This is a genomic window from Streptococcus merionis DSM 19192 (assembly GCF_000380085.1).
Lineage (GTDB): Bacteria > Bacillota > Bacilli > Lactobacillales > Streptococcaceae > Streptococcus > Streptococcus merionis.
Window position 1 is genome coordinate 75,801 of the sequence record NZ_KB904556.1, and the last position, 20,607, is coordinate 96,407.

At 40.3% G+C, this 20,607-nt stretch carries 21 protein-coding genes; 12 read left to right on the top strand and 9 right to left on the bottom strand.

Features of this window, described 5'->3' with window-relative positions; all coding sequences use genetic code 11:
- Nucleotides 1–35: 35 nt before the first annotated feature.
- The 3 genes from A3I5_RS0108270 to A3I5_RS0108280 are packed head-to-tail and all read left to right on the top strand — an operon-like array spanning nucleotide 36 to nucleotide 2,233.
- Entirely contained in the window at nucleotides 36–1,031 is a 996-nt protein-coding gene (locus A3I5_RS0108270; RefSeq protein ID WP_018374126.1) for an AraC family transcriptional regulator, read from the top strand.
- Nucleotides 1,032–1,041: 10 nt separating this feature from the next.
- Complete coding sequence (locus A3I5_RS0108275) at nucleotides 1,042–1,575, top strand: 5-formyltetrahydrofolate cyclo-ligase (protein WP_018374127.1); 534 nt, start codon at nucleotides 1,042–1,044, stop codon at nucleotides 1,573–1,575.
- Nucleotides 1,559–2,233, top strand: a complete 675-nt coding sequence (locus A3I5_RS0108280) for a rhomboid family intramembrane serine protease (protein WP_018374128.1) — start codon at nucleotides 1,559–1,561, stop codon at nucleotides 2,231–2,233. Before A3I5_RS0108275 ends, A3I5_RS0108280 begins: the two co-directional genes overlap by 17 nt.
- 166 nt (nucleotides 2,234–2,399) lie before the next feature.
- On the opposite strand, the gene galU is transcribed toward A3I5_RS0108280, so the two are convergent.
- The 7 genes from galU to A3I5_RS0108315 all read right to left on the bottom strand — a co-directional run bounded on the left by galU (nucleotide 2,400) and on the right by A3I5_RS0108315 (nucleotide 9,743).
- Complete coding sequence (galU, locus tag A3I5_RS0108285) at nucleotides 2,400–3,323, bottom strand: UTP--glucose-1-phosphate uridylyltransferase GalU (RefSeq protein ID WP_018374129.1); 924 nt, start codon at nucleotides 3,321–3,323, stop codon at nucleotides 2,400–2,402.
- 11 nt (nucleotides 3,324–3,334) lie between these two features.
- On the bottom strand, nucleotides 3,335–4,348 hold the full coding sequence (locus A3I5_RS0108290) for an NAD(P)H-dependent glycerol-3-phosphate dehydrogenase (RefSeq protein ID WP_018374130.1): 1,014 nt from the start codon (nucleotides 4,346–4,348) through the stop codon (nucleotides 3,335–3,337).
- Nucleotides 4,349–4,722: 374 nt separating this feature from the next.
- On the bottom strand, nucleotides 4,723–5,979 hold the full coding sequence (locus A3I5_RS0108295; RefSeq protein WP_018374131.1) for a GHKL domain-containing protein: 1,257 nt from the start codon (nucleotides 5,977–5,979) through the stop codon (nucleotides 4,723–4,725).
- Nucleotides 5,976–6,704: a LytR/AlgR family response regulator transcription factor gene (locus tag A3I5_RS0108300; protein ID WP_018374132.1), complete on the bottom strand. Its 729-nt coding sequence runs from the start codon at nucleotides 6,702–6,704 to the stop codon at nucleotides 5,976–5,978. Before A3I5_RS0108300 ends, A3I5_RS0108295 begins: the two co-directional genes overlap by 4 nt.
- Before the next feature lie 38 nt (nucleotides 6,705–6,742).
- On the bottom strand, nucleotides 6,743–7,495 hold the full coding sequence (locus A3I5_RS0108305; RefSeq protein ID WP_018374133.1) for an ABC transporter permease: 753 nt from the start codon (nucleotides 7,493–7,495) through the stop codon (nucleotides 6,743–6,745).
- Nucleotide 7,496: 1 nt separating this feature from the next.
- The gene (locus A3I5_RS0108310) at nucleotides 7,497–8,360 is read right to left on the bottom strand and encodes an ABC transporter ATP-binding protein (protein ID WP_018374134.1); all 864 of its coding nucleotides are present in this window, start codon (nucleotides 8,358–8,360) and stop codon (nucleotides 7,497–7,499) included.
- A 537-nt stretch (nucleotides 8,361–8,897) separates the two neighbouring features.
- Nucleotides 8,898–9,743 carry an Rgg/GadR/MutR family transcriptional regulator gene (locus A3I5_RS0108315; RefSeq protein WP_018374135.1) on the bottom strand — a complete coding sequence of 282 codons (846 nt, stop codon included), beginning with the start codon at nucleotides 9,741–9,743 and terminating at the stop codon, nucleotides 8,898–8,900.
- A 112-nt stretch (nucleotides 9,744–9,855) separates the two neighbouring features.
- On the opposite strand from A3I5_RS0108315, the gene A3I5_RS0108320 reads away from it, so the two are divergent.
- The 8 genes from A3I5_RS0108320 to A3I5_RS11880 all read left to right on the top strand — a co-directional run bounded on the left by A3I5_RS0108320 (nucleotide 9,856) and on the right by A3I5_RS11880 (nucleotide 17,973).
- Nucleotides 9,856–11,130: a S41 family peptidase gene (locus A3I5_RS0108320; protein WP_018374136.1), complete on the top strand. Its 1,275-nt coding sequence runs from the start codon at nucleotides 9,856–9,858 to the stop codon at nucleotides 11,128–11,130.
- 71 nt (nucleotides 11,131–11,201) lie between these two features.
- Complete coding sequence (locus A3I5_RS0108325; RefSeq protein ID WP_018374137.1) at nucleotides 11,202–12,236, top strand: DNA glycosylase AlkZ-like family protein; 1,035 nt, start codon at nucleotides 11,202–11,204, stop codon at nucleotides 12,234–12,236.
- A gap of 396 nt (nucleotides 12,237–12,632) precedes the next feature.
- Entirely contained in the window at nucleotides 12,633–13,082 is a 450-nt protein-coding gene (locus tag A3I5_RS0108330; RefSeq protein ID WP_026216994.1) for a dUTP diphosphatase, read from the top strand.
- A 9-nt stretch (nucleotides 13,083–13,091) separates the two neighbouring features.
- Nucleotides 13,092–13,631 carry a histidine phosphatase family protein gene (locus A3I5_RS0108335; RefSeq protein ID WP_018374139.1) on the top strand — a complete coding sequence of 180 codons (540 nt, stop codon included), beginning with the start codon at nucleotides 13,092–13,094 and terminating at the stop codon, nucleotides 13,629–13,631.
- A gap of 16 nt (nucleotides 13,632–13,647) precedes the next feature.
- On the top strand, nucleotides 13,648–15,024 hold the full coding sequence (gene radA / locus A3I5_RS0108340) for a DNA repair protein RadA (RefSeq protein WP_083903319.1): 1,377 nt from the start codon (nucleotides 13,648–13,650) through the stop codon (nucleotides 15,022–15,024).
- Nucleotides 15,025–15,429: 405 nt separating this feature from the next.
- Nucleotides 15,430–15,876, top strand: coding sequence for a LytTR family DNA-binding domain-containing protein (locus tag A3I5_RS0108345; protein ID WP_018374141.1), 447 nt, complete (start codon nucleotides 15,430–15,432; stop codon nucleotides 15,874–15,876).
- A gap of 1 nt (nucleotide 15,877) precedes the next feature.
- Complete coding sequence (locus A3I5_RS0108350) at nucleotides 15,878–16,579, top strand: hypothetical protein (protein WP_018374142.1); 702 nt, start codon at nucleotides 15,878–15,880, stop codon at nucleotides 16,577–16,579.
- 101 nt (nucleotides 16,580–16,680) lie between these two features.
- Nucleotides 16,681–17,973, top strand: a complete 1,293-nt coding sequence (locus A3I5_RS11880) for an MFS transporter (protein ID WP_018374143.1) — start codon at nucleotides 16,681–16,683, stop codon at nucleotides 17,971–17,973.
- 8 nt (nucleotides 17,974–17,981) lie between these two features.
- Here A3I5_RS11880 and A3I5_RS0108360 read toward each other — a convergent pair whose 3' ends face one another.
- Complete coding sequence (locus tag A3I5_RS0108360; RefSeq protein WP_018374144.1) at nucleotides 17,982–18,842, bottom strand: hypothetical protein; 861 nt, start codon at nucleotides 18,840–18,842, stop codon at nucleotides 17,982–17,984.
- Between the two features lie 119 nt (nucleotides 18,843–18,961).
- On the opposite strand from A3I5_RS0108360, the gene A3I5_RS0108365 reads away from it, so the two are divergent.
- On the top strand, nucleotides 18,962–19,288 hold the full coding sequence (locus A3I5_RS0108365) for a helix-turn-helix domain-containing protein (protein ID WP_018374145.1): 327 nt from the start codon (nucleotides 18,962–18,964) through the stop codon (nucleotides 19,286–19,288).
- Nucleotides 19,289–19,468: 180 nt separating this feature from the next.
- Here the strand turns inward: A3I5_RS0108365 and A3I5_RS0108370 are convergent, their stop codons facing one another.
- A complete protein-coding gene (locus tag A3I5_RS0108370) occupies nucleotides 19,469–20,293 on the bottom strand; it encodes a formate/nitrite transporter family protein (protein WP_018374146.1) in 825 nt (274 codons plus the stop codon).
- Nucleotides 20,294–20,607 lie beyond the last annotated feature (314 nt).

The window sequence follows — 20,607 nt, forward strand, 5'->3', positions numbered from 1 at the left end:
AAGAAAATGGCACGATAAGGAGGTTTGGTGACAAAATGACAGAGAATCTAATCGCATTTTTAGAAAAGGATCGTTTGAGTTATGATTGGGAAGAACTCAATTCCAAATTTCGAGCGATTCCTGTTCAGTATGTGGGAAAGGAGCCGGTCTACGAGTTTTTTAATACGCTGAGCGATGACCTTTATGTCAATCCCCAGCCCATTGCTATTTCGGTCAATCCGATTGACTCTGAGGTTCCTTTTCACATTCACAATTATGTGGAGATGATTGTTGTGCTAAAAGGAACAGCGATGATTGGTATGGAGCACGAGCAGTTGGAGCTTTCAGCTGGTGACATCTTGATTGTAGGCACCAATACTATCCACCGCAACCACAAAATCAGCTCAGATGATTTGGTCGTCAATATTGCCATGAAAAGCACGGCTTTCTCCCTTAATGATCTAGACTTCATGCGTCAGGGATCTGCCACCAACCTCTCTGATATGCTCTTTTTTGCCCCGTCTGAGGGAGAGACATCTGGAACCTACACTATTTTTAAAACCTCTAATAATGCAAAAATCCAGTCAACAGTGCTAGATATTATCGAGGAGTACTATGACAGCGATATTCAAAGCAATCAAATTATTCGTCTGGCCTTGCTGACGCTTTTTGCCCGCCTGATTCGCTTGAATAGCTATAGTGGCGGAGAAACTCAAAAGAATGCCAAATCGTCAAATACCCTGCTCTCCCTCCTTCTTTATATCGAGAAAAATTACGCCACCGCAACTTTGGAAGAGATGGGACAGGAATTTGGCTTTAACCCAAATTATTTATCAACCTATCTCAAAAAGCAAACTGGTCGCTCTTTTATCAAGCTGGTTCACCTTCAGCGCGTCAATGTTGCTGCGGAATTTCTGACTCTGACCAGTGCTTCAATTGAGAAGATTGCCATTAAAGTCGGCTACGAAAACCCTTCATACTTTTATAAAATCTTCCGTAAAATAGTCGGTATCTCACCAGCAGATTATCGTAAGAAACATCAAGTGAGGTAAAAGGAGTTTTATGAAAAAAATCTTACGTCAGCAGACCTTGCATCAGCTCAAGGCATTATCACCTGCAGAAAAACAGCTCAAGGATCATCGCCTGACATCAGCCTTCCTTGCTAGCAAGGTCTATCAGCAGAGCCAAATTTTGGCCCTCTTTTTAGCGATGCCTTTTGAGTTTGATACATCAGTGATTATCCAGCAGGCTCAGGCAGATGGCAAGCAGGTCTTGGTACCGAAAACTTATGGTCAGGGTCGGATGGATTTTGTCACCTATGATCCTGATGCTTTACAAGTATCTAGCTTTGGGGTGCGCGAGCCAATCAGTGACTTGACCGTTGATAAGGAAGTGATTGACTTGATGTTAGTACCAGGTCTAATCTGGAATAAGGAGGGCTATCGGATTGGTTATGGCGGAGGCTATTATGATCGCTATCTGCTAGATTTCAAGGGGCGGACGATCAGTCTTTGTTATGCATTTCAACAGCAAGCATTTGAGGCAGAGCCTCATGATATACCCGTTCAGGAGGTCATCTATGAATCAAACATTTAGCAGACGCTATCCAGTGACTACAGGAATATTGGCCATTACTTGGCTTGTTTTTCTGGCCATGCAGGTCTTACGATTTGGCTGGGCAACCTCTGCCCAAAGTATTTTTGACTTTGGAGGCATGTATGGCCGTGCCATTGAGCAAGATCCTAGTCAATTGTGGCGCTTGGTCACACCGATCTTTGTTCATATTGGCTGGCAACATATTTTATTGAACAGCCTCTCGATCTACTTTTTGGGACAGCAGTTGGAAGGCCTTTTTGGCTCTTTGAAATTTGCTCTCTTTTACCTTTTATCAGGTATCATGGGTAATGCTCTCGGTATGTTTTTAACGCCTGATACGGTATCAGCAGGAGCCTCAACTTCGATTTTTGGCCTCTTTGCCTCGCTTGCTATGCTCCGCTATATTGCGCGAAGTCCTTATATCAGAGCACTAGGTCAGAGCTACATGGGCCTTCTGGTCTTTAATTTGATTTTTGGCTTGATTACTCCTGGTATTGGAAATGCAGGGCATATCGGCGGTGCTATCGGTGGTGCTCTTGCTGTTGTCTTTATTCCGATTAGGGGTGAAGAAGGGATCTTTTCCTCTGCCAAACGCTATCTGGCTTTGATGGCTTATCTGGTGCTTCTGATAGGAATGATTTGCTTTCGAATATTTTAATACTTGTATTCACACATCATATTTTCGTTCAGACTTGCTTTTTCTGCTCATCGTTCGCTTTTTCAAATAGTATTCTTTCAAAAAATTGCAAAGTATCTATTATTCTTCTTCAAACTAAAAAGCCTTAGACCACTAGAAAGGGTGATCTAAGGCTTTTTGAGTAACATTATTCTGCATCAGATTTAGCTGACTTAGGAGATGCTCCTTCTAATTCTTTTCCGAGTTGGATGATATAACGACGAAGATCACCTGCGACTTGTGGGTGTTTGAGACCGTATTCAATTGAGGTCTTCATGTAGCCGTACTTATCACCGACATCGTAACGGTTGCCTTCAAATTTGCGGGCAAAGACGCGCTGGGTTTTGTTGAGAGTATCGATAGCATCTGTTAGCTGAATTTCGTTACCCGCTCCTGGCTTTTGAGTTTCTAAAATATTGAAAATCTCAGGCGTTAGCAGGTAACGACCGATGATGGCAAGATCTGAAGGCGCATCTTCAGGATTGGGCTTTTCTACGAAAGTTTCAACAGAGTAAAGACCATGATCCCCTTCACCAATCGGTGCAATCACACCGTAGCTTGATACTTCTTCGTGAGGAACTTGCATGACCGCAATCGTTGACGCATGTGTACGGTCAAAATCTTCGATTAATTGTTTCGTCAGCAGATCGCCCTCACCGTTGATATTCATGAGATCATCGCCCAGCATGACTACGAATGGTTCGTTGCCGACAAAAGCCTTCGCTTGGAGCACCGCGTCTCCTAAGCCACGAGGATGACTTTGGCGGATAAAATGAAGGTTGATCGCGGTTGTTTCGTCAACTAATTTTAACAGTTCTGTCTTCTTTTTTTGCTCTAAATTGTATTCTAACTCAAAATTGGAGTCGAAGTGATCCTCGATTGAGCGTTTTGATTTACCAGTGACAACTAAGATGTCCTCGATACCAGATTTGAGCGCTTCTTCAACGATAAACTGGATTGTCGGTTTATCCACTATCGGAAGCATTTCTTTTGCTAATGCTTTAGTTGCGGGAAGAAAGCGAGTTCCTAGACCCGCAGCAGGGATAACGGCTTTTCTAACTTTTTTTTGCATAGTATTTTCCTCTAAAATTCATCTTCAGTCTTAAGTTGGCCAGTCATAGTGGATAAAATGGCCTCTTTAATGTCCTTGCCTTCGTAGATGACACTATATATCGCCTGAGTAATTGGCATGTAAACATTGAGTTCTTGGGCTAGTTCGTAAGCGACTTTGGTGGTTGAAATCCCCTCGATGACCATGCCCATATTGGCTTCGATATCTTCTAGCTTCTCACCGCGTCCCAGAGCATCACCTGCCCGCCAGTTGCGTGAGTGAATCGAGGTTCCTGTTACGATAAGATCACCAACGCCAGACAAGCCGCTGTAAGTCAAGGGATTAGCTCCCATTTTGACACCAAGACGGGTAATCTCAGCTAGACCGCGAGCGATGATGGCAGCCTTGGCATTGTCACCATACCCGAGACCGTGAAGAGCACCAGCACCAACAGCGATAATGTTTTTGAGAGCACCAGCTGTTTCGACACCGATGATATCTTTATTGGTATAGAGGCGGAAGTAGTGATTGCTAAAGAGGCCTTGGACATACTTAGCAGTCTCTTCGTCTTTTGATGCCGCGGTGATAAGGGTCAAGTCGCGGACGATCGTTTCTTCCGCATGGCTGGGACCAGACACGACAACGATTTCGCTACGTAAGTCAGCTGGAATTTCTTCTTCGAGGATGGTTGAAAGGCGTTCATGAGTCTCTGGTTCCAATCCTTTTGACGCATGCATGACGACTACTTTGTGATCTAGAGTTTCAGCCACCTGCTTAGCTACCAGACGAGTCACTTTGGTTGGGACTACGAAGAGCACCGCATCAACACCGTCTAAGGCTTCTTTGAGATCAGTGGTTGCCTCGATTTTCTCATCTAGTACAATGTCCTTGAAATAGTGACTATTGGTATGGTTATTGTTAATCTCATCAATCTGAGCCTGCATATGTCCCCAAAGCCGAATCTCATGGCCGTTATCGTTGAGCACCTGTGAGAGAGCCGTCCCCCACGAACCAGGTCCTAGCACGGCAATTTTTTGTGTTGTCATAGACATCTCCTGTCGTTAGATATTACTCTCATTTTACCATACTTACAGGAAATGTGCATTGAAATAAAGCGTTTGCTAGATTAAGTGTATAAAGAAAAGATTTCTGGAGTTGAATATGTTTTCATTAGACTTTTTCCGAAACATCACTATGTTATACTAGGAATTATAATTATGAAGTGAGTAACTTCTTATCAGCTATCCGTTTTAAACGTCTTGTCAATATTGAATACTTCTTATGAGCAATTGCGATTGATTTTGGTGCTCATAAAAGTGATCTCATTTGTTGTCGTCAATGGGTTGAGAATACGCTGATTCCAAATAGATTGACGATTTTTAGAACTGATGTGAAATTTATATCTTAAACTCAATTTTACCTATTCTACGATAGGAATCATGATTAGTACGTTAAAAAAATTTGAATCGGTGCTAATATTTAAATAACCGTTTAATTTAATTATTCTATCATTTACACTCTTTAAACCAATCCCAGTTCTTTTTGGAGATTTTGCCGAAAGCATACTGCCATCATATTTTATGTCTATGTTTGCTTTTTGAATTGGGTTGCTTACTTTAAATACTAGTTGCTTATTTTTAAAACGAAAAACAATATCAATAGGATACTGTGATTGATTTCGTATAACTTCTTCAATGGCGTTATCCAAGATATTTCCTAATATAGCACAAACATCTATAGCAATAGACGATAAAGTTAAATCATAAGGAATTTGTAAGTCTAAATGATATTGGATATTAGCTTGTTTCATTCTAGCTATTTTTTGGTTTAATATAGCATCAACAGGAATACAGCCCGTAATTTTTCGACTAAAAACTTTTTGACCTAATAATTCTCTTGTTATCCCCTTTATGTTTACATAATCATGATTATCAGCATATAAATCTATGGCTGAAATAATATTTTTCAAGTCGTGCCTAAATATCGATAATTCTTTTTCTTGCTTTATTATTTCATCAGCAAAATTATTCTCATCTTGAATTATTTGAGCGTTTTTTATTTTATTATTCTTCTCACCTAAATAATTATATAAAACGATTATGGTGATATTAATTAGAAGAAGACTGCTATCTAACCAAAATTCTTCTAACAAGGTAAATGAAAAATTGTGCAATAGCAACATAGTTGAAACACATGGGGTAATGGTCAAAACAGCATACTCTATTGGTGATAAGCCGACCAAATTAGCTATTTTAAAATGTTGCAACCAAAAAACTAAAAGAAGAGATAAGAGTGTTAACAAAAATTGAAAAGATAATACTATTATAACAAAATGAGTTTTAAGTGATGATTGGAATGATAATGTTACTATTTTGTCTTGAACTAAGAACAAGAAAAATAAAAAAAAATAATGGAATAGTTTTTTGGATAGGCTACCTGAAAGAAAGTAAAATATGACAAGGAAAGTTGTCAGCAAGGAAAGAAGTTTAAAATCAATAAAGGTTCCCGTATTTATTGTGATACTTGTTCGTGCTATGAAAAAGATAAAAAAGATAAAACAAAAAAATTTAAATTTCGATGTTCTAATGATAAAAAAATGCTGCAAATAAGCCCATGTAACAAAACTTTGGAAAATAAATAAAGTAATAATTCCAATTGAAGTTAAAAAAATATTCAAATCCCAAAATTCCTTTCTATAAACTGATTGTACAATGATTTCACTATCTTTTTTCGACTTCTACTAATAGTAACATAACTACCATTTTTTAATTGTATACTATCAGGAGTAAATAAAACAATATAGTGCATGTTAACAATTGTCCCGCTATTGACTTTTACAAAATTTGTCGAAGATAATTGTTTTTCTATACTAGTTATTTTCCCATAAAAAGAGACACTATCCCCATTCTGTAACTCAATGTGTATCTTTCTTCCCAATTCTGAAGATAATAGTATAATTTCACTTGTTTGTACTTGAAAATGACTTGAGCCAATTTGATAGAATAAATATTCTTGCTTACCAGATAATTCAATAAGAGAGTGTTTTAACACTTTTCGAAGTTCTTTAGCAGAAACTGGTTTTATAAGATACCTAAAAGGAAATACCTCAAAACTTTCTAAAGCGTATTGTTCATAGCTAGTTACGTATATCAAAAGAAAGTTTTTATCTATCTTTCTTAAAATTTTAGCAGTTTCAATACCATTAAAACCATTCATCTCAATATCTAAAAAAATAAGTTGATAATTGATGCGTTGATTAACAATAGATTTGATTAATTTTTCACCTCTATGATAACCGTCTATTTCATTTGGAATACCAATTTCCTCAAAATATGATAAAATTTGAGATTCTAAAAATCCAACTTGAGAAATATCATCATCACAAATGGCAATTCTGTACATGGTTTACCAACTTTCCATCATTTTTTCAATTATATCATTTAGAATCCCATTCTTTCAAATTTTTTTATAGTAGTATATAACAATAAGATACAAAGTGATAGATACTCAATAAAATGCAAACAAACTAGCTCTGTTGTAAATTTATAATCAGCTACTATGAAAAAATACCCCGGCACAAAGATTGATATAACTTTAATATAAGTAAGCAATTGACATAAAAGATATATTCCAAAAGTGATAAATGCTGAGACTATAGCAGAATAACGTAAAGATAAATAAAATGCAACACTGCTTAAAACAATAACAAAAATTAAATTTATTAGACTGACTGTTAAAGATTGTATATTAGTTGAATGATGTTCCCAAAAAGGATGGTAGCCGTACTTGCTATTTGAAATTAACAGTACGTATGTTATAAACGATGTTAAAAAATTTACAAAATATAAAAATAAAATTGAGCAAACAACCACTATATATTTTGAAATAACAAGTGTTTTTCTACTATAACCTCTATTAATTTCTAATAAAATTTGTCCCCCTTGAATCTCTCCACCTAAAACAAAAGAGGATGTATAAAGAATTTGTAACAATGGGATTGTTAAAATAAGTAAGAAAGTCCACATTGTTGTCATAAATGTGATTAAATCTAGTTTTGCCCCTATTTGGATAAAATCCCAATGTAGTGCAACTCCCAAACCATAAACTAAAGGCCAAAGGGATAAAAGCAGTAGAACAATAAAATTTTTTCGTTTTGCAAGTTTATATAGTTCTGCAGTTATAATGGATAACATCTTATTCCTCCTCGAATAAATCTTGAAGTGAATTAATGACATTTAGCTTTCGTATATTACCATTCATCTCGTAAATAATTTTTAAAACAGTATTCAAAAGTGTCATATTATTTGGAATTTCTATTTCGGTATTCCTTATATCTACCAGATCAGCAAGTCTATTTCTTAGTTCTTGGCTCATCTTCTCAATTGTTATGACAATCTTACTTTTATCAATACTAGAATGCCATTCAATACAGTTGTTATGAATGAGAAAGAAATAGTCACAAATTTCTTCGATTTCATGAAGTTGATGTGAAGATATAAGGATTGTAACCCCTTTTTCACTGCGAAGTTTTACAATATAATCCAATAATAGTTTTACTCCTATTGGGTCTAACCCCACAAAGGGTTCATCTAGTATAAGAAAATCAGGATCATTTAATAAGGCGAGTGCTAATCCTAATCTTTGCTTCATACCAAACGAAAATGTTTTGACTTGCTTTTTAGTATTATCTAGGCCAACAAATTGAAGCAACTCTGATATATGCTCATCTAAATTTTTTATCTGATGTTTTGAGTATTTAGAAAATAATTTTAAATTATCATATGCAGAAAAATCTTCAAACAACTTACAATCTAATAAAAAACCTATCTTACTTAAAAATTCCTCCTGCCTATAGTAGCTATTTTCTTTAAAAGAAATGTCACCACTTGATAGTGGAGTAAATCCTAATATCATCTTCATTAATGTTGTTTTACCACTGCCATTCTTCCCTATTAATCCGACAATATCTCCCTTTTGAATTTCAAAATTTATATTTGACAAAATCTTGTACTCGCCAAATGATTTATTTAAATTTTTCACTTTCAACATTTCAGACATGTTTATACCTCATTAAATTAGCCTACATGCAATTTGTAGAAAATTTTAGCATGGTAGCTTCCTCCTGTTAAGTATTTCAACATCTTTGCTGATAGCTTAAGTATAGTTTAAATAGTTAATGAAATTTTGATATTGTATTATTTTGTATATCTTTTTGCAGTAAATGGTAAAAGCTTTAAAATTAACAATCTTAGAACCTGTAGTCATAGGTGAGATTCTTTGGTTTAGGAGACAGTTTTTTGATGTAATGGAAATCAGGTTGACCGATCAATTGATTTCAAGGTGGTAGTTTCTCTCCAGGCTACCAAACATGACTAGGATCTTTGAGATAATCTGATCAGAAACGAGAGTGATACTTTTTTATACGTAAGCGTCAACGATGACTTACCTTTATAGGTGAGAGAGAAGCCATCATGGTTACCTGTCTCAGCCTTTGTATTTTGAAAAAATGGACGAAAAAGCCCTGAATCAAAGTGTAGAACTTTGAATACAGGGACTTAAATAATAATTTTATCAGCATGGTCACGAGCGATTTTATCAAACTGGGAAGTGCTCCGCGGTTAGTTGCCGGTAGTAGTTTGCAGAATGCTGGCAGTTGATGGCGTCTAAGATGGCAATGGCCTCTTCCATCTGCCTAAGTCCTGCTTCTGGCTGGCCTATTTTGGCGAGCAAAAGTCCACAAGTCCATTGGTAGAGGATGCGGTAGTAGGCATCGCGTTCGCTGTAATAATGTTTCTCTATCTGCTTTTGAAAATAGGAAGCTTTGTCTAGATTATCTGTGGTGACACAAACCATAAACCCATTGAGTAAGATGGTGTGGAGCTTGCGTTGGTCAATTTGATCCGCAGGAACTCTGGCTAGCATTTTTTGAGTGTAGCTGGTGTAGAGGTCGGTCGTAAGCAGGATAGCGCAGACGGAGAAGAGTTCTAGCTCCTGATTGCCCCAAACATCCACCATAAAAAGCCAATCGTAGAGAAAGTCACTCTCTGTTTTATCTAGGCTTAGCTGTGGTTGCTTAGCTTTGAGATAGGCTTTAGCGATGAGGCTATTAACCATGTGAAAGTCTTGCTTGGTTTTTTGAGCCATTTTTTTCTCATTCAGGTAGAGTTTTTCTAACTGGGATAAGTTGTTTTGGTCACGGGCGATACGAACTTGTGCGATAAAATCAGCTTGCGAATCGTCTAGCTGTAGCAAACGTTCAAATTCTGCGAGACTGACGTGAATAGTGTCCAAGATGGCAAACAGTTTATTGGCAGTTAACTCCGTCAGTCCATTTTCAAAGCGAGACAGAAGAGAAGGCGAGCAGACTTGACCAGCAGCTTGTCTGAGAGAAATGTGTTTGGATTGGCGAATTTTTTGAAAAGTAGATCCGATTTTTGACATATGTGCTCCTTTTGTTTTGATGATAGCAGATATGTTGAAGATATGCAACAAATAATTAGCTGAGCTCGTTTATGGTAAACTGGAAAAAATAATAGAAAACAAAGGAGTTATGATGACCAAGCAAGCTATTTTTGATCAAGTTGTGAGCCTATTGCAGAATGATTCTGCAACTAAAAAGGATTTGACCGGTGCTGATCCAGCACTATTTCGCGAGAAAATCACAGAAGAGATGTCAGATGAAGACTTTCTTTATGTGATGCGTTGCTATTTGGCTAGCTTTGGTGTGATTAGTCACGTCAGTTTTCATCCTAAAAAGCCAGAAAAACTTGGGTTTCGTCTGAGAATCTATGATAATCGTCTCTTTGTTGTCCAGGCTGATGAGCAGACGGGTCTCCGAGAAGGCGATGAAATCGTAACGATTTCTGGCCAAACAGTGAAGGATTTTTACCAGACTCATCAAGCTTATTTTGTCAGCCAAACGCCTGAGAGACACTACGCAGACTGGGCGCGCTTGATGAAGCGGTATCCGCAGCTGACGGTAGCGCGTGAAAGTGTGATTTTGCAGATTCGTTTGCAGGATCCAAGTGATGCACCTGATAACGGTTTTTCAGGCTATCTTGTCAATGATGAGACTTACTATATGAGATTGATTGATTTTTCCAATGAGGCTGCGATTACTGAGCTGTATAAGCAGGCCTTTCCAATTTTGAGTGGGGTCAAAAATCTTATCATTGATGTGCGTGTTAACCATGGTGGCACGGATTCGCTGTATTTTCCGCTATTTCCTTATACCTTACCTGAGGGTAAGGGATTTAAGGATTTGGAGAAAGTCGATGACGATGGCATGGAGATCCTCTACACACCGACCAACGTGCAGCACAGACTGGATCAGTTTGCAGGCTTTTTGGCGAATCCTGATATTTCCAAGGAGAGTAAGCAAATGATTGCAAACTTTACCAAGGAGCTTAAGGCTAATGCGGACAAAGGGTTTTTAGTCTATGATGATGCATCTGATGAAGATGATGGGGAGAGTATGCTCTCTGGCTACCGCGGTTTGGCCGAAAGTCCTGAGCGGATCATCATCTTGTCAGACGTCTACTGTGGCTCGTCTGGGGATAATTTTGTGGAGATGATGCGCAGAATGCCTAAGGTTACCGTTGTGGGAAGACCGACCTTAGGGATCTTAGATTATTCCAACTGCTGTACCGTCGATTTTGGGGATTTTGAATTGCTCTACCCGACATCACGCTCTCTGGCCATTGACCACGGGAAAGGAATGACGGACAAAGGTGTGCTTCCAGATGTTTTAGTGCCTTGGACACCAGACCACCTTTTAGAAGATATGGATATGAAGGTAGCTATGGAAGTGTTAAAGGGCGAGGCCTAGTGTTTCTTTCTATCGAGTATCTTTTTCTTTCCATGTTATGGTATCATGGATAATGAAAGAAGGAGAGACTCATGAAAATAGTTAACCAGACTGATATTTTGGCCCAACGCTTTTACAATCAGGGTTTCGTTAATCCCTATGAAGATGTGGAAAGTTTGTTAATGGCTGCGCTGGGGGTTCAGTCGCAGTACATCAACCACGGCCTGTTTAATCTATCCACTCGGCTGTTGTTGCGTAAGAACGACAAGGTCACAAAGAGCATTAAATCAGCTATTTTAGCTTGGGGACAACGCCAGACCTATCATTTTTACGACAAGGCGACATGGCTGAAAATGGCCAGTTATTTGTCAGAAGAGCGAATCTGGGTGGAAAAATACTTTGAAGAAGAGGGGCTGAACTTGGACAGTGCTCTAGTAGAGCTTCAAAAGATGTTGGTTCACCCTCAGACACGAAGCCAGTTGGCGCAAGCCTACGGTGATCGCTGGGCGCAACTCTTTACTTGGAGCGCCCTTTTCTTGCAGGCGTCGCGAACTGGTCAGCTCTACCAACAATTGCTAGCTCATGACCGCTTAGTGATCTGGGAAAATCAGATCCTGCAAAAACCGGCTGAGGTCTCAAAAGACTTATTAGAAAGTTATTTTGCTTTTTATGGTCCAGCCACCTTGGCTGATGCGGCCCATTTTTTTGGCATAAAGCAGGATCAGATTGACAAAGAGGATCTGGCTGGTCTTTATCAACTGACTGATCACAATAAGGTTTACTATGTGACCGATTGGCACGAAAATATCACTATTCCTGAGGTCTTGGTCTTGGGAAAATTTGATCCTCTACTAGTTGCCTATAGGCACAAATCTGTTTTGATTCCCGCAGAGGCGCAACCATTGGTCTGGAAAAAGGGTGGCCAGATTTCGGCCTTGGTTTTAATCAAGGGAAAATTACGGGCAACTTGGACCATGGCGCACCAGAATCAGGGGATTCGCTTTGTCGTGACCTCTCCAAAACCGCTTGCCCTCAAACACCAAGCGACGGTGAGACGGACGTTCAAAGATTACGCCAGATGGCTGGATAAAGCTGTCAGCCAAGTTCTTTTTGAGGTTGTCAAATGATGGACGTCAGCCAGCTTGCTATCAATCTAAGTGTGTAAGAGAATGTTTTTCTAGAACTGTCATGTTTTTGGTGGTTGGCTTTTACTAATAGGTTTACTCTTATTTTAGGATGTTTAGAGAAAAATTGAGAGCAATCATCGAATATACGTTGGTGTCCAAGGCGTCTTAGAACTTGTAGTCAGAATCCATACTTTCGTTTTAAGACTAATTTTCCATGACTGATCATCGTCTCTTTAAAAAACGGTTTTCTGAATTAAAGTCCTTCACCTGTGATGACAGCTTCTTATCTTTTTAAATAGCTTTTTCCTGTCTTTGTCGCAGATTTCTGCTCAACCTTGGCCATGAATCGCGAATATATAGTATAATGGGGAGAGAAAAATGATTGGAGATGATGACATGATGCGTTTACGAGGATTTGAACTGATTAGTCAATTTGCCCATCGGAAGGAGCTGCTTCCTCAGAGGGAGACAGCTCATGCGGCAGGCTATGATTTGAAGGTGGCAGAGAGCATGACCATCGCTCCAGGTGAGATTTGTCTGGTTCCGACAGGCATCAAGGCCTATATGCAGGAAAATGAAGTGCTCTATCTTTATGACCGTTCGTCTAATCCCCGCAAGAAAGGGTTGGTTTTGATTAACTCTGTCGGGGTTATTGATGGTGATTATTATGACAATGAGAGCAACGAAGGCCATATCTTTGCTCAGATGCAAAATATCACCAACGAACCTGTTGTACTTGAAGCTGGTGAGCGTTTGGTACAGGGGGTATTTGCCCCATTTTTGCTGGCAGATGGTGACGATGCTTCTGGTGAGCGCATTGGTGGCTTCGGGTCAACAGGAAACTAGGAGACTGCGATGAAAGTTATTTTTATCCGTCATAGTGAGCCAGATTACAGCATGTTGGATAAGGCTCAGAATCCGCAGGCTTATGTAGAATTTGGGCGGGATTTAGCACCACTAACAGCGCGTGGGCGTCTTTTGGCTCAAGAGGCTGCGCAGAATCCCTTATTGGATGAAGCGGAGGTCATCATTTCCTCGTCTATCACCCGGGCTTTGGAGACCGCTTTTTATATGGCCCGCCATCGAGCCATTAACCTCTTGGTAGAGCCATTTTTCCACGAGTGGCGGCCCGATTTGGATGGTCTGAACTACACAGAAGTTGAGCTGGCGCTAGCTCATCAGACCTATATGGTTAATGACGGCAATTTGCCAAGTGATAGCCCCATTCGCTACGAGACAGGAGCAGAAGTCAAGGCGCGCTTTCTACTGGCGCTGAAAAAGTATTGCCAGTATGAGACGGTTGCTGTTGTTACTCATGGCATGCTGATGCGTCAGTTTGTTCCACTTGATCACATTGATTACTGCCAATTTGTGACTTGTGACATAGACCTATGAGCTAAAACGATTAGAAATTGAGGAACACATCATCGCTAAGAAGAAATCAACCTTTATCTGCCAGTCCTGTGACTACCATTCGCCCAAATATCTGGGCCGTTGTCCTAACTGTGGCTCTTGGTCTTCTTTTGTAGAAGAAGTTCAGGTTGCAGAGGTCAAAAATGCCCGCGTTAGCGTAACGGGTGAGCAAGCTAAGCCTATCAAACTAAATGAAGTTGAGTCCAGCTCAATCGCCCGTACCCAGACGGAGATGGAAGAGTTTAACCGTGTGCTGGGTGGTGGTGTTGTCCCAGGTAGTTTGGTGCTTATTGGGGGCGATCCCGGTATCGGAAAATCAACTCTGCTCTTGCAGGTCTCAACCCAACTGGCCAGTCTTGGGACTGTGCTCTACGTCTCTGGAGAAGAATCAGCCCAGCAAATCAAACTTCGGGCAGAACGTCTGGGTGACATCAACAACGAATTTTACCTCTTTGCCGAGACGAATATGCAGCGGATTCGGGCGGAAATTGAGAAGATCCAGCCAGATTTTCTGATTGTTGACTCGATCCAAACGGTCATGTCGCCAGACATCACTAGTGTCCAAGGCTCAGTCAGTCAGGTTCGTGAGGTGACTGGGGAACTCCTGCAGCTGGCCAAGACCAATAACATGGCGACCTTCATCGTGGGGCATGTGACCAAGGAAGGGACATTGGCTGGTCCTCGTATGTTGGAGCACATGGTGGACACCGTGCTTTATTTTGAAGGCGAGCGTCAGCACACCTTTCGCATTTTACGGGCTGTCAAAAATCGCTTCGGCTCAACAAATGAAATCGGCATCTTTGAGATGCAATCTTCTGGATTGGTCGAAGTGCTCAATCCTAGTCAGGTCTTCCTAGAAGAGCGGCTGGACGGGGCAACGGGCTCAGCTATCGTGGTGACCATGGAAGGAACACGCCCGATCTTAGCTGAGGTTCAGGCCTTGGTAACGCCAACCGTCTTTGGAAATGCTAAACGAACGACAACAGGACTTGATTTTAACCGCGCTAGTCTTATTATGGCGGTTCTGGAAAAGCGGGCGGGCCTTCTCCTACAAAATCAAGATGCCTACCTTAAGTCCGCTGGTGGTGTCAAACTGGACGAGCCAGCCATTGATTTGGCTGTGGCTGTTGCTATCGCTTCGAGTTACAAGGACAAGCCGACCAATCCTCAGGACTGTTTTATCGGAGAGATCGGTTTGACCGGTGAAATTCGTCGTGTTAATCGCATTGAGCAACGCATTAACGAGGCTGCTAAACTAGGCTTTACTAAGATCTACGCTCCAAAAAATTCTCTCACAGGACTTAAGCTACCTAAAGCTATTGAGGTCATTGGTGTTGTGACCTTGGGGGAAGTGCTTAAAAAAGTCTTTGGTTAGTTCAGCGTATCGGCTCAGTTAAGCTTATTATAAGAATTCTTTCAGGTTGGGTTAAGTTAAGGGGGCTATACTATAAACCATCCAGCAAGTAATTGCAGGACCTCCTAAATCTTTTTCATAACCTCCTTGGGAAAGCGTCGTGTGTGCGGCGCTTTTCTTATCCTCCAAATTCGACCACTTACCCTGCTCAGCTAACCACTTACTGAAAAAGGCTTGTTTCTTTTCAAAAGTCTGCTACAATAAGATTATCAAAAAAATTGAAGTTGGGCTAAAGGTGTAACTCCATTGGATATGGAAGCTCATCGGGTTCTCATATTTTCTAATAATCTGTATTTGTCGGTAAGCTCCTTTGATTCAGGAGATCGTTTGTTTTAATCGTTTTGTAATTTGTGAAAGGAGGTGCCTATGAAAATCAAGATTGAGTTGGATGATCAGCTAGAGGATGTTGAAGTTGTCATTCGAAGCAAGGATTTATCTGGTCAGGTGGAACAAATCCAGCAGGCTTTGGCTCAGTTGTCAACGTCTGCCCTAGTTTTCTATAAAGGCACCAGCGAGTATTTCCTGAATCTGATGGATGTCCTCTTTTTTGAGACAGATGGGGCCAAGATTTTTGCCCACACTAGGGATAATGCTTACGAAGTAAGACTCAAACTCTATGAGCTTGAGGAACATTTGCCGAGATATTTTTGCCGGGTGGCCAAGTCGACTATTGTCAATACCAAGCCCATTTATTCGTTAGACCGATCTTTTTCTGGTACCAGCACGGTCAGCTTTTACAAGACTCACAAGCAGGTTCATGTTTCACGGCATTATTACCAACTACTAAAAGAAAAATTACGAGAAACGAGGTAGAATGATGAAAAAAAATATCATAGGCCTAGGCTTGATTGCCTTGGCAGGCCTGATTTTATTAAAGGACTTTCTGGTGATTCCTGATTTTGGAATGCCGCTCTGGCGTCTAATTCTTATCATTGTTTTTTCAGTCGACGCTCTACAAAATGCTTTCAGGAGAAGTATTAAAGCAAGCATTATTGGAAGCTATATCGTCTTTATTCTGCTGAATGGGCATTTTCAGTGGATTAGGATTAGTCTGTGGCTACTGATTTTGGCTGGGGTTTTGTTTTATGTTGGTTTAAGTTTTTTGGTCAATCCTCCAAGCTATTATCGCAGCTTAGATGGGAAAGCTAAGCTTTTAGGTTGGACGGATAGGGAGGATTTTACAGGAGTTCACTCGTCTGAGACGGACACGGTTTTTGGGACAGCGACCCGTTATGTCAATGATACCCAATTCACAGATGTCGGAGGCGATGTTGTTTTTTCTAGCGCGTCAATCTATTTTGATCATGCGATGATGTCTGGAAATCAGGCGACCTACTCAGGAGACACGGTCTTTTCCAGCCTCAGGCTCTTTGTACCAAGTCAGTGGGAGGTTAAAATCACTGGCGATAAGGTCTTTAGCTCTGTTCAAAAGAGTGGGAAACCAACCTCACCAACGCATCAATTGGAAATCACGGGCTCTCTCGTTTTCAGCAGCTTGGAGATTATCTATCTTTGAAAGCAATTGACAAAATCATTGACAATAAAATAAAAGAGCATACTGATGCTCTTTTATGAAATGTAAAATTTACAGAAAATTCAGAAAAAAGAGGTGGCAAAATGAAAAATATTATCAAAAACCGTATTTATATGACTTCCCTTTTAGCAGACATGGTATCAAACTTTGGGGATATCCTTTACTATTTGGCGCTGATGACCTACATCTTAGCGCTAAAAGATATGAGACTAGCTCTTTCCATTGTTAACCTGTCTGAGATTCTGCCCATATTTGCCTATGTCGTGACCGGCTATCTATCAGATCGAACCAGAGACAAGCTAAAAGCTATACGGTTTACCCTGATTTTTCGAGTTGCTCTATACCTGATTTTAGGTTTGATTATGGGCTTTCCACCAGCCCTTTGGATAGTGGTGGTAGCAGCGGTTATCAACCTTCTATCTGACTTTGCTGGCCAGTATGAAAATGGTCTTTTCACACCACTGATACTTCGGATTATCTCTGAGGAAGAACGTCAGCAGGCCATGGCCTTTAGCCAGACAGTCAAACTCAGTGCTAATATCATCTTCAAGGCAGTTTCTGCTGGTCTTGTCAGTTTCATTGCTTACAATCATCTGGCATTTTTAAATGCAGGAACATTTGCAGTAGCGCTCCTAGCCATGACGCTTATCACGCCTGGAGTAAATCGCTTGCTGGCAGAACGTCCCTTGAAAATAGCAGAGCAACCCAAACAGACAGAGAAGGGAATTTTTCTAAAAAGTTTAAAAGATGGTATGGGTGAACTGACCAAAGTTCCAGAATTGCGGCTGTCTTTGGTTATCGTCCCTGCCCTTAATGCCCTTTTCTCAGTCATCACTACCCTGGTGGTTCTCATGATGAAAGCTGATCAGAACTTTATCTTTATCAGCCCAGCTTCCACTTTAGCTAGCGTGTCTATTGCCCTTATGTTAGGCAATATCTTAGGAGGCATTATGGTCATGAATGTCATGAAAGACTGGACCATTAATCGTCTCTTAGGACTCTCAACCGCAGGCCTTATCCTTGTCATGTTGACCTTCATGTTCCATCAACCCTATCTCTTTATGGGAACTATGTTGGTAGCGGGGATATTGATTGGCGCCATCAATCCTAAATTCAGCACTCTTTTCTTAACAGTTATGCCAGAGGAAAAGCTCGCCACTCTCAATGGAATTGTGGGGACCTACTTCCAACTAGGGACAGCTAGTATGCAGTTCTTGGTGTCAGGTCTCATTCTGATTTTGTCTGTCGATCAGCTGGCCATTCTCTTTCTTTGTCTAGCTAGCTTCTTGGGAGTTTACACCAGCAAACAGCTCTTTTTTTCCAAAATGACCGCGACAACAAATTCTTTGCAGACAAGCAAAAAATCTGGCCAATGACCAGATTTTTAATGTTTTTCAGTAAATTGGGCTTCTTCAATAAGATCAGTATCTGCCGTTTCAGAGATGATCTGATTCAAGAATTTAGGGTTTAAATCAGCTTCTGTTAACATTTCATCAAACTCTCCTCGAAGATTTTTGACGAAAACAGTACTCAAGTTCTCGCCTAATGGTTTAAAAGTAAGATAGGTGAGACCACCTGATAGGACACCACCAATGATAGGGACGATCTTATTTGCAGCTTTTTGAACAGTTTGTTTAGTGACACGTTGTCCAAGTGATTTTCCAATTTGTTTGATAATGGGATACCAGACTGTTTTGGTAAGTGGTTTAGCTAGTGCACGTTTACCCATTGCTTGACCAGTGTCCTTAGCAATTTTGGCAATGAGAGGTGTTGCACCAGCGATTCCGAACATACCTCCTAAATAAGCAATGATCCTAATCTTGACCTCCTCATCTAGGTCTTTTCCACCATTGTTAAAAAGTTCTTTCTCACCGTAAAGATAGGCGATTTGCTGTGCAAGGTTGAGGGCAAACCCATAAAACTGTACCACATCAGCAGTCCCTGCAGCAAGAGCAGCAGGTCCACCAGGTAAACCAGCTACAAAGGAGGCCGCAGACGTTTGGAGCGTCATTTCGGAAATGATCTTTTTTGCTTTTCTTTCAAGTGCTTCGGGTTTATAAACCCTCTGTGGCCCTTTTTCCAAGATAGTTTTCAAATGAGGATCGTTTTTGAATTGTTTTCGAAGAAAAGTTTGACGATCAACTTTGACAAAGGGCAATTGACTAGCAGCAACCAAAGTTTGCATAAAGACATCATACATATTATCGCCTGTTTGTGGAGAATCCAACTGTTGTTTCTGTGCCATAAATACCTCTTTTTATTTTTTATTATATCATAAGATTCTCTATAGAGAATCTTATTCCTTATAGTGTCATAAAAAATATTTCTTTTTAATGCTATTATTGCTTTATAAGGATAGATAGCATGAAAAAAGAGAATTTAACGACTTTTATTGCCTCAAGAATTAGAACATTGCGCAAAGAAAAGAGGTATAGTCAGGAAAAGCTGGCTGTTGATTCTGGCCTTGATCCGCGATACGTTAATAAATTTGAAAATGGGCGGTACAATGCTCGATTGGAGACTATTGATAAGCTGTTGGAAACTTTAGAAACCTCTTACAGTGAATTTTTTCAATTTGATTTGCAAATTAATCAACGCGAGTTAAATCAGTTGTTGCAGATTTTGTCGGAAATGCCAGAAGAGGAACAACACGAGAAGCTCAAAGCAATTTTGACTTTGCTGAAATCATAAAAAGGGGAGCGAGGTAAAAGTCATCATTTCGAAATGACGATTTTTACCTCGCTCCCGCACAGTTATGGGGCTGTAATAGCTGGTAATCAGCAGATTAGAGCACATCAACCTATGTGTCCAGCTTATTCGATTGTATTAATTTTGTGGAGGTCGGGACTTGTGAGTCTAGCCTCTTTTATATTAGTCCACATAGACATCTGATTTTTTATTGAGCCAAGAGTAGAGAAGTCCGATCAGAAGTCCGCCTCCGACATAATTGCCGAGACCTGAGAAGAGGAAGTTCGATAGAACGCTCCAGATTGTCATACCCTCCACTGGTCCTCCATTGGCAAAGAAGGCAAGTGAGAAGGAAACGAAGTTAGCGATAACGTGCTCAAAGCCAAGGAAGGCAAAGATGTAGATGATGAAAATCATTGCCCAGACTTTGGCAGCATCATCTTTCATACGCAGGGTCACAAAGACGGATGTGTTCACTACGATATTGGCAAAAATCCCTTCAACGAATTGTGTCAATGGTGTTTTGGCAAGTTTAGCAGAAACTGCTTCAAAGAGATAGTGATCAGGTGTTAGGTGGCTGTACGGTGTTGTCAAAGACAGTAAGTAAGCGAAAATCACCGCACCGATAAAGTTAAAGAAGATACAGGTTGCAAGAATCTTTAAGGCTGTTAAAACACGAAGTTTGCCATTATATACGGCACTGGTCATGTACATCATGTTGGATGTTCCCAGCTCAGCATTCATGTAAACAATCATGACCAGCGACCAGCTAAACATGAAAGCGTAGAGCAATTTTCCAGAATGGGGAACAAGGTTATCAGCATAGCCTGCGATATAAAAAGCAACACCAGTTCCCAAGCTCAAAAAAAGAGTAGCCAGCATAGAACGAACAGCGTACCTTGTAAAACTGTGGCGCGAGAGATCCTCTTTTTTATCAATCGATTTGGCAAGATTGCTGATCAGTTCAGAGTTGGTAGTGGAATGGGAATGAGCATTTAAAGCTGCCATGATTTACTCCTTAAAGTGAGATATGTGACCATTTAGAAACCTGTGCGAAACTAGGAGATTACCCTTGGAGACTAGCAACGAGCTGATAGGTGTTTAAAGGAAAATACACCTGTAAGGAGCTAAAACAAAACTGCTGTGTCTCGTTTTCGCTGAGTTTTTAGGCCGAGTTCAGTTAAATGAGATATGAATTAAGACATGCGACGAGAAATCAGTCCTATTGGAGTGACGCATTGTCACGATAAGTTTAGGCTCTAAGATAGGAGACTTTAAACTCACAAAAAAAGAAACCTGTTGCAGGTTCAGCATGCTCTAGG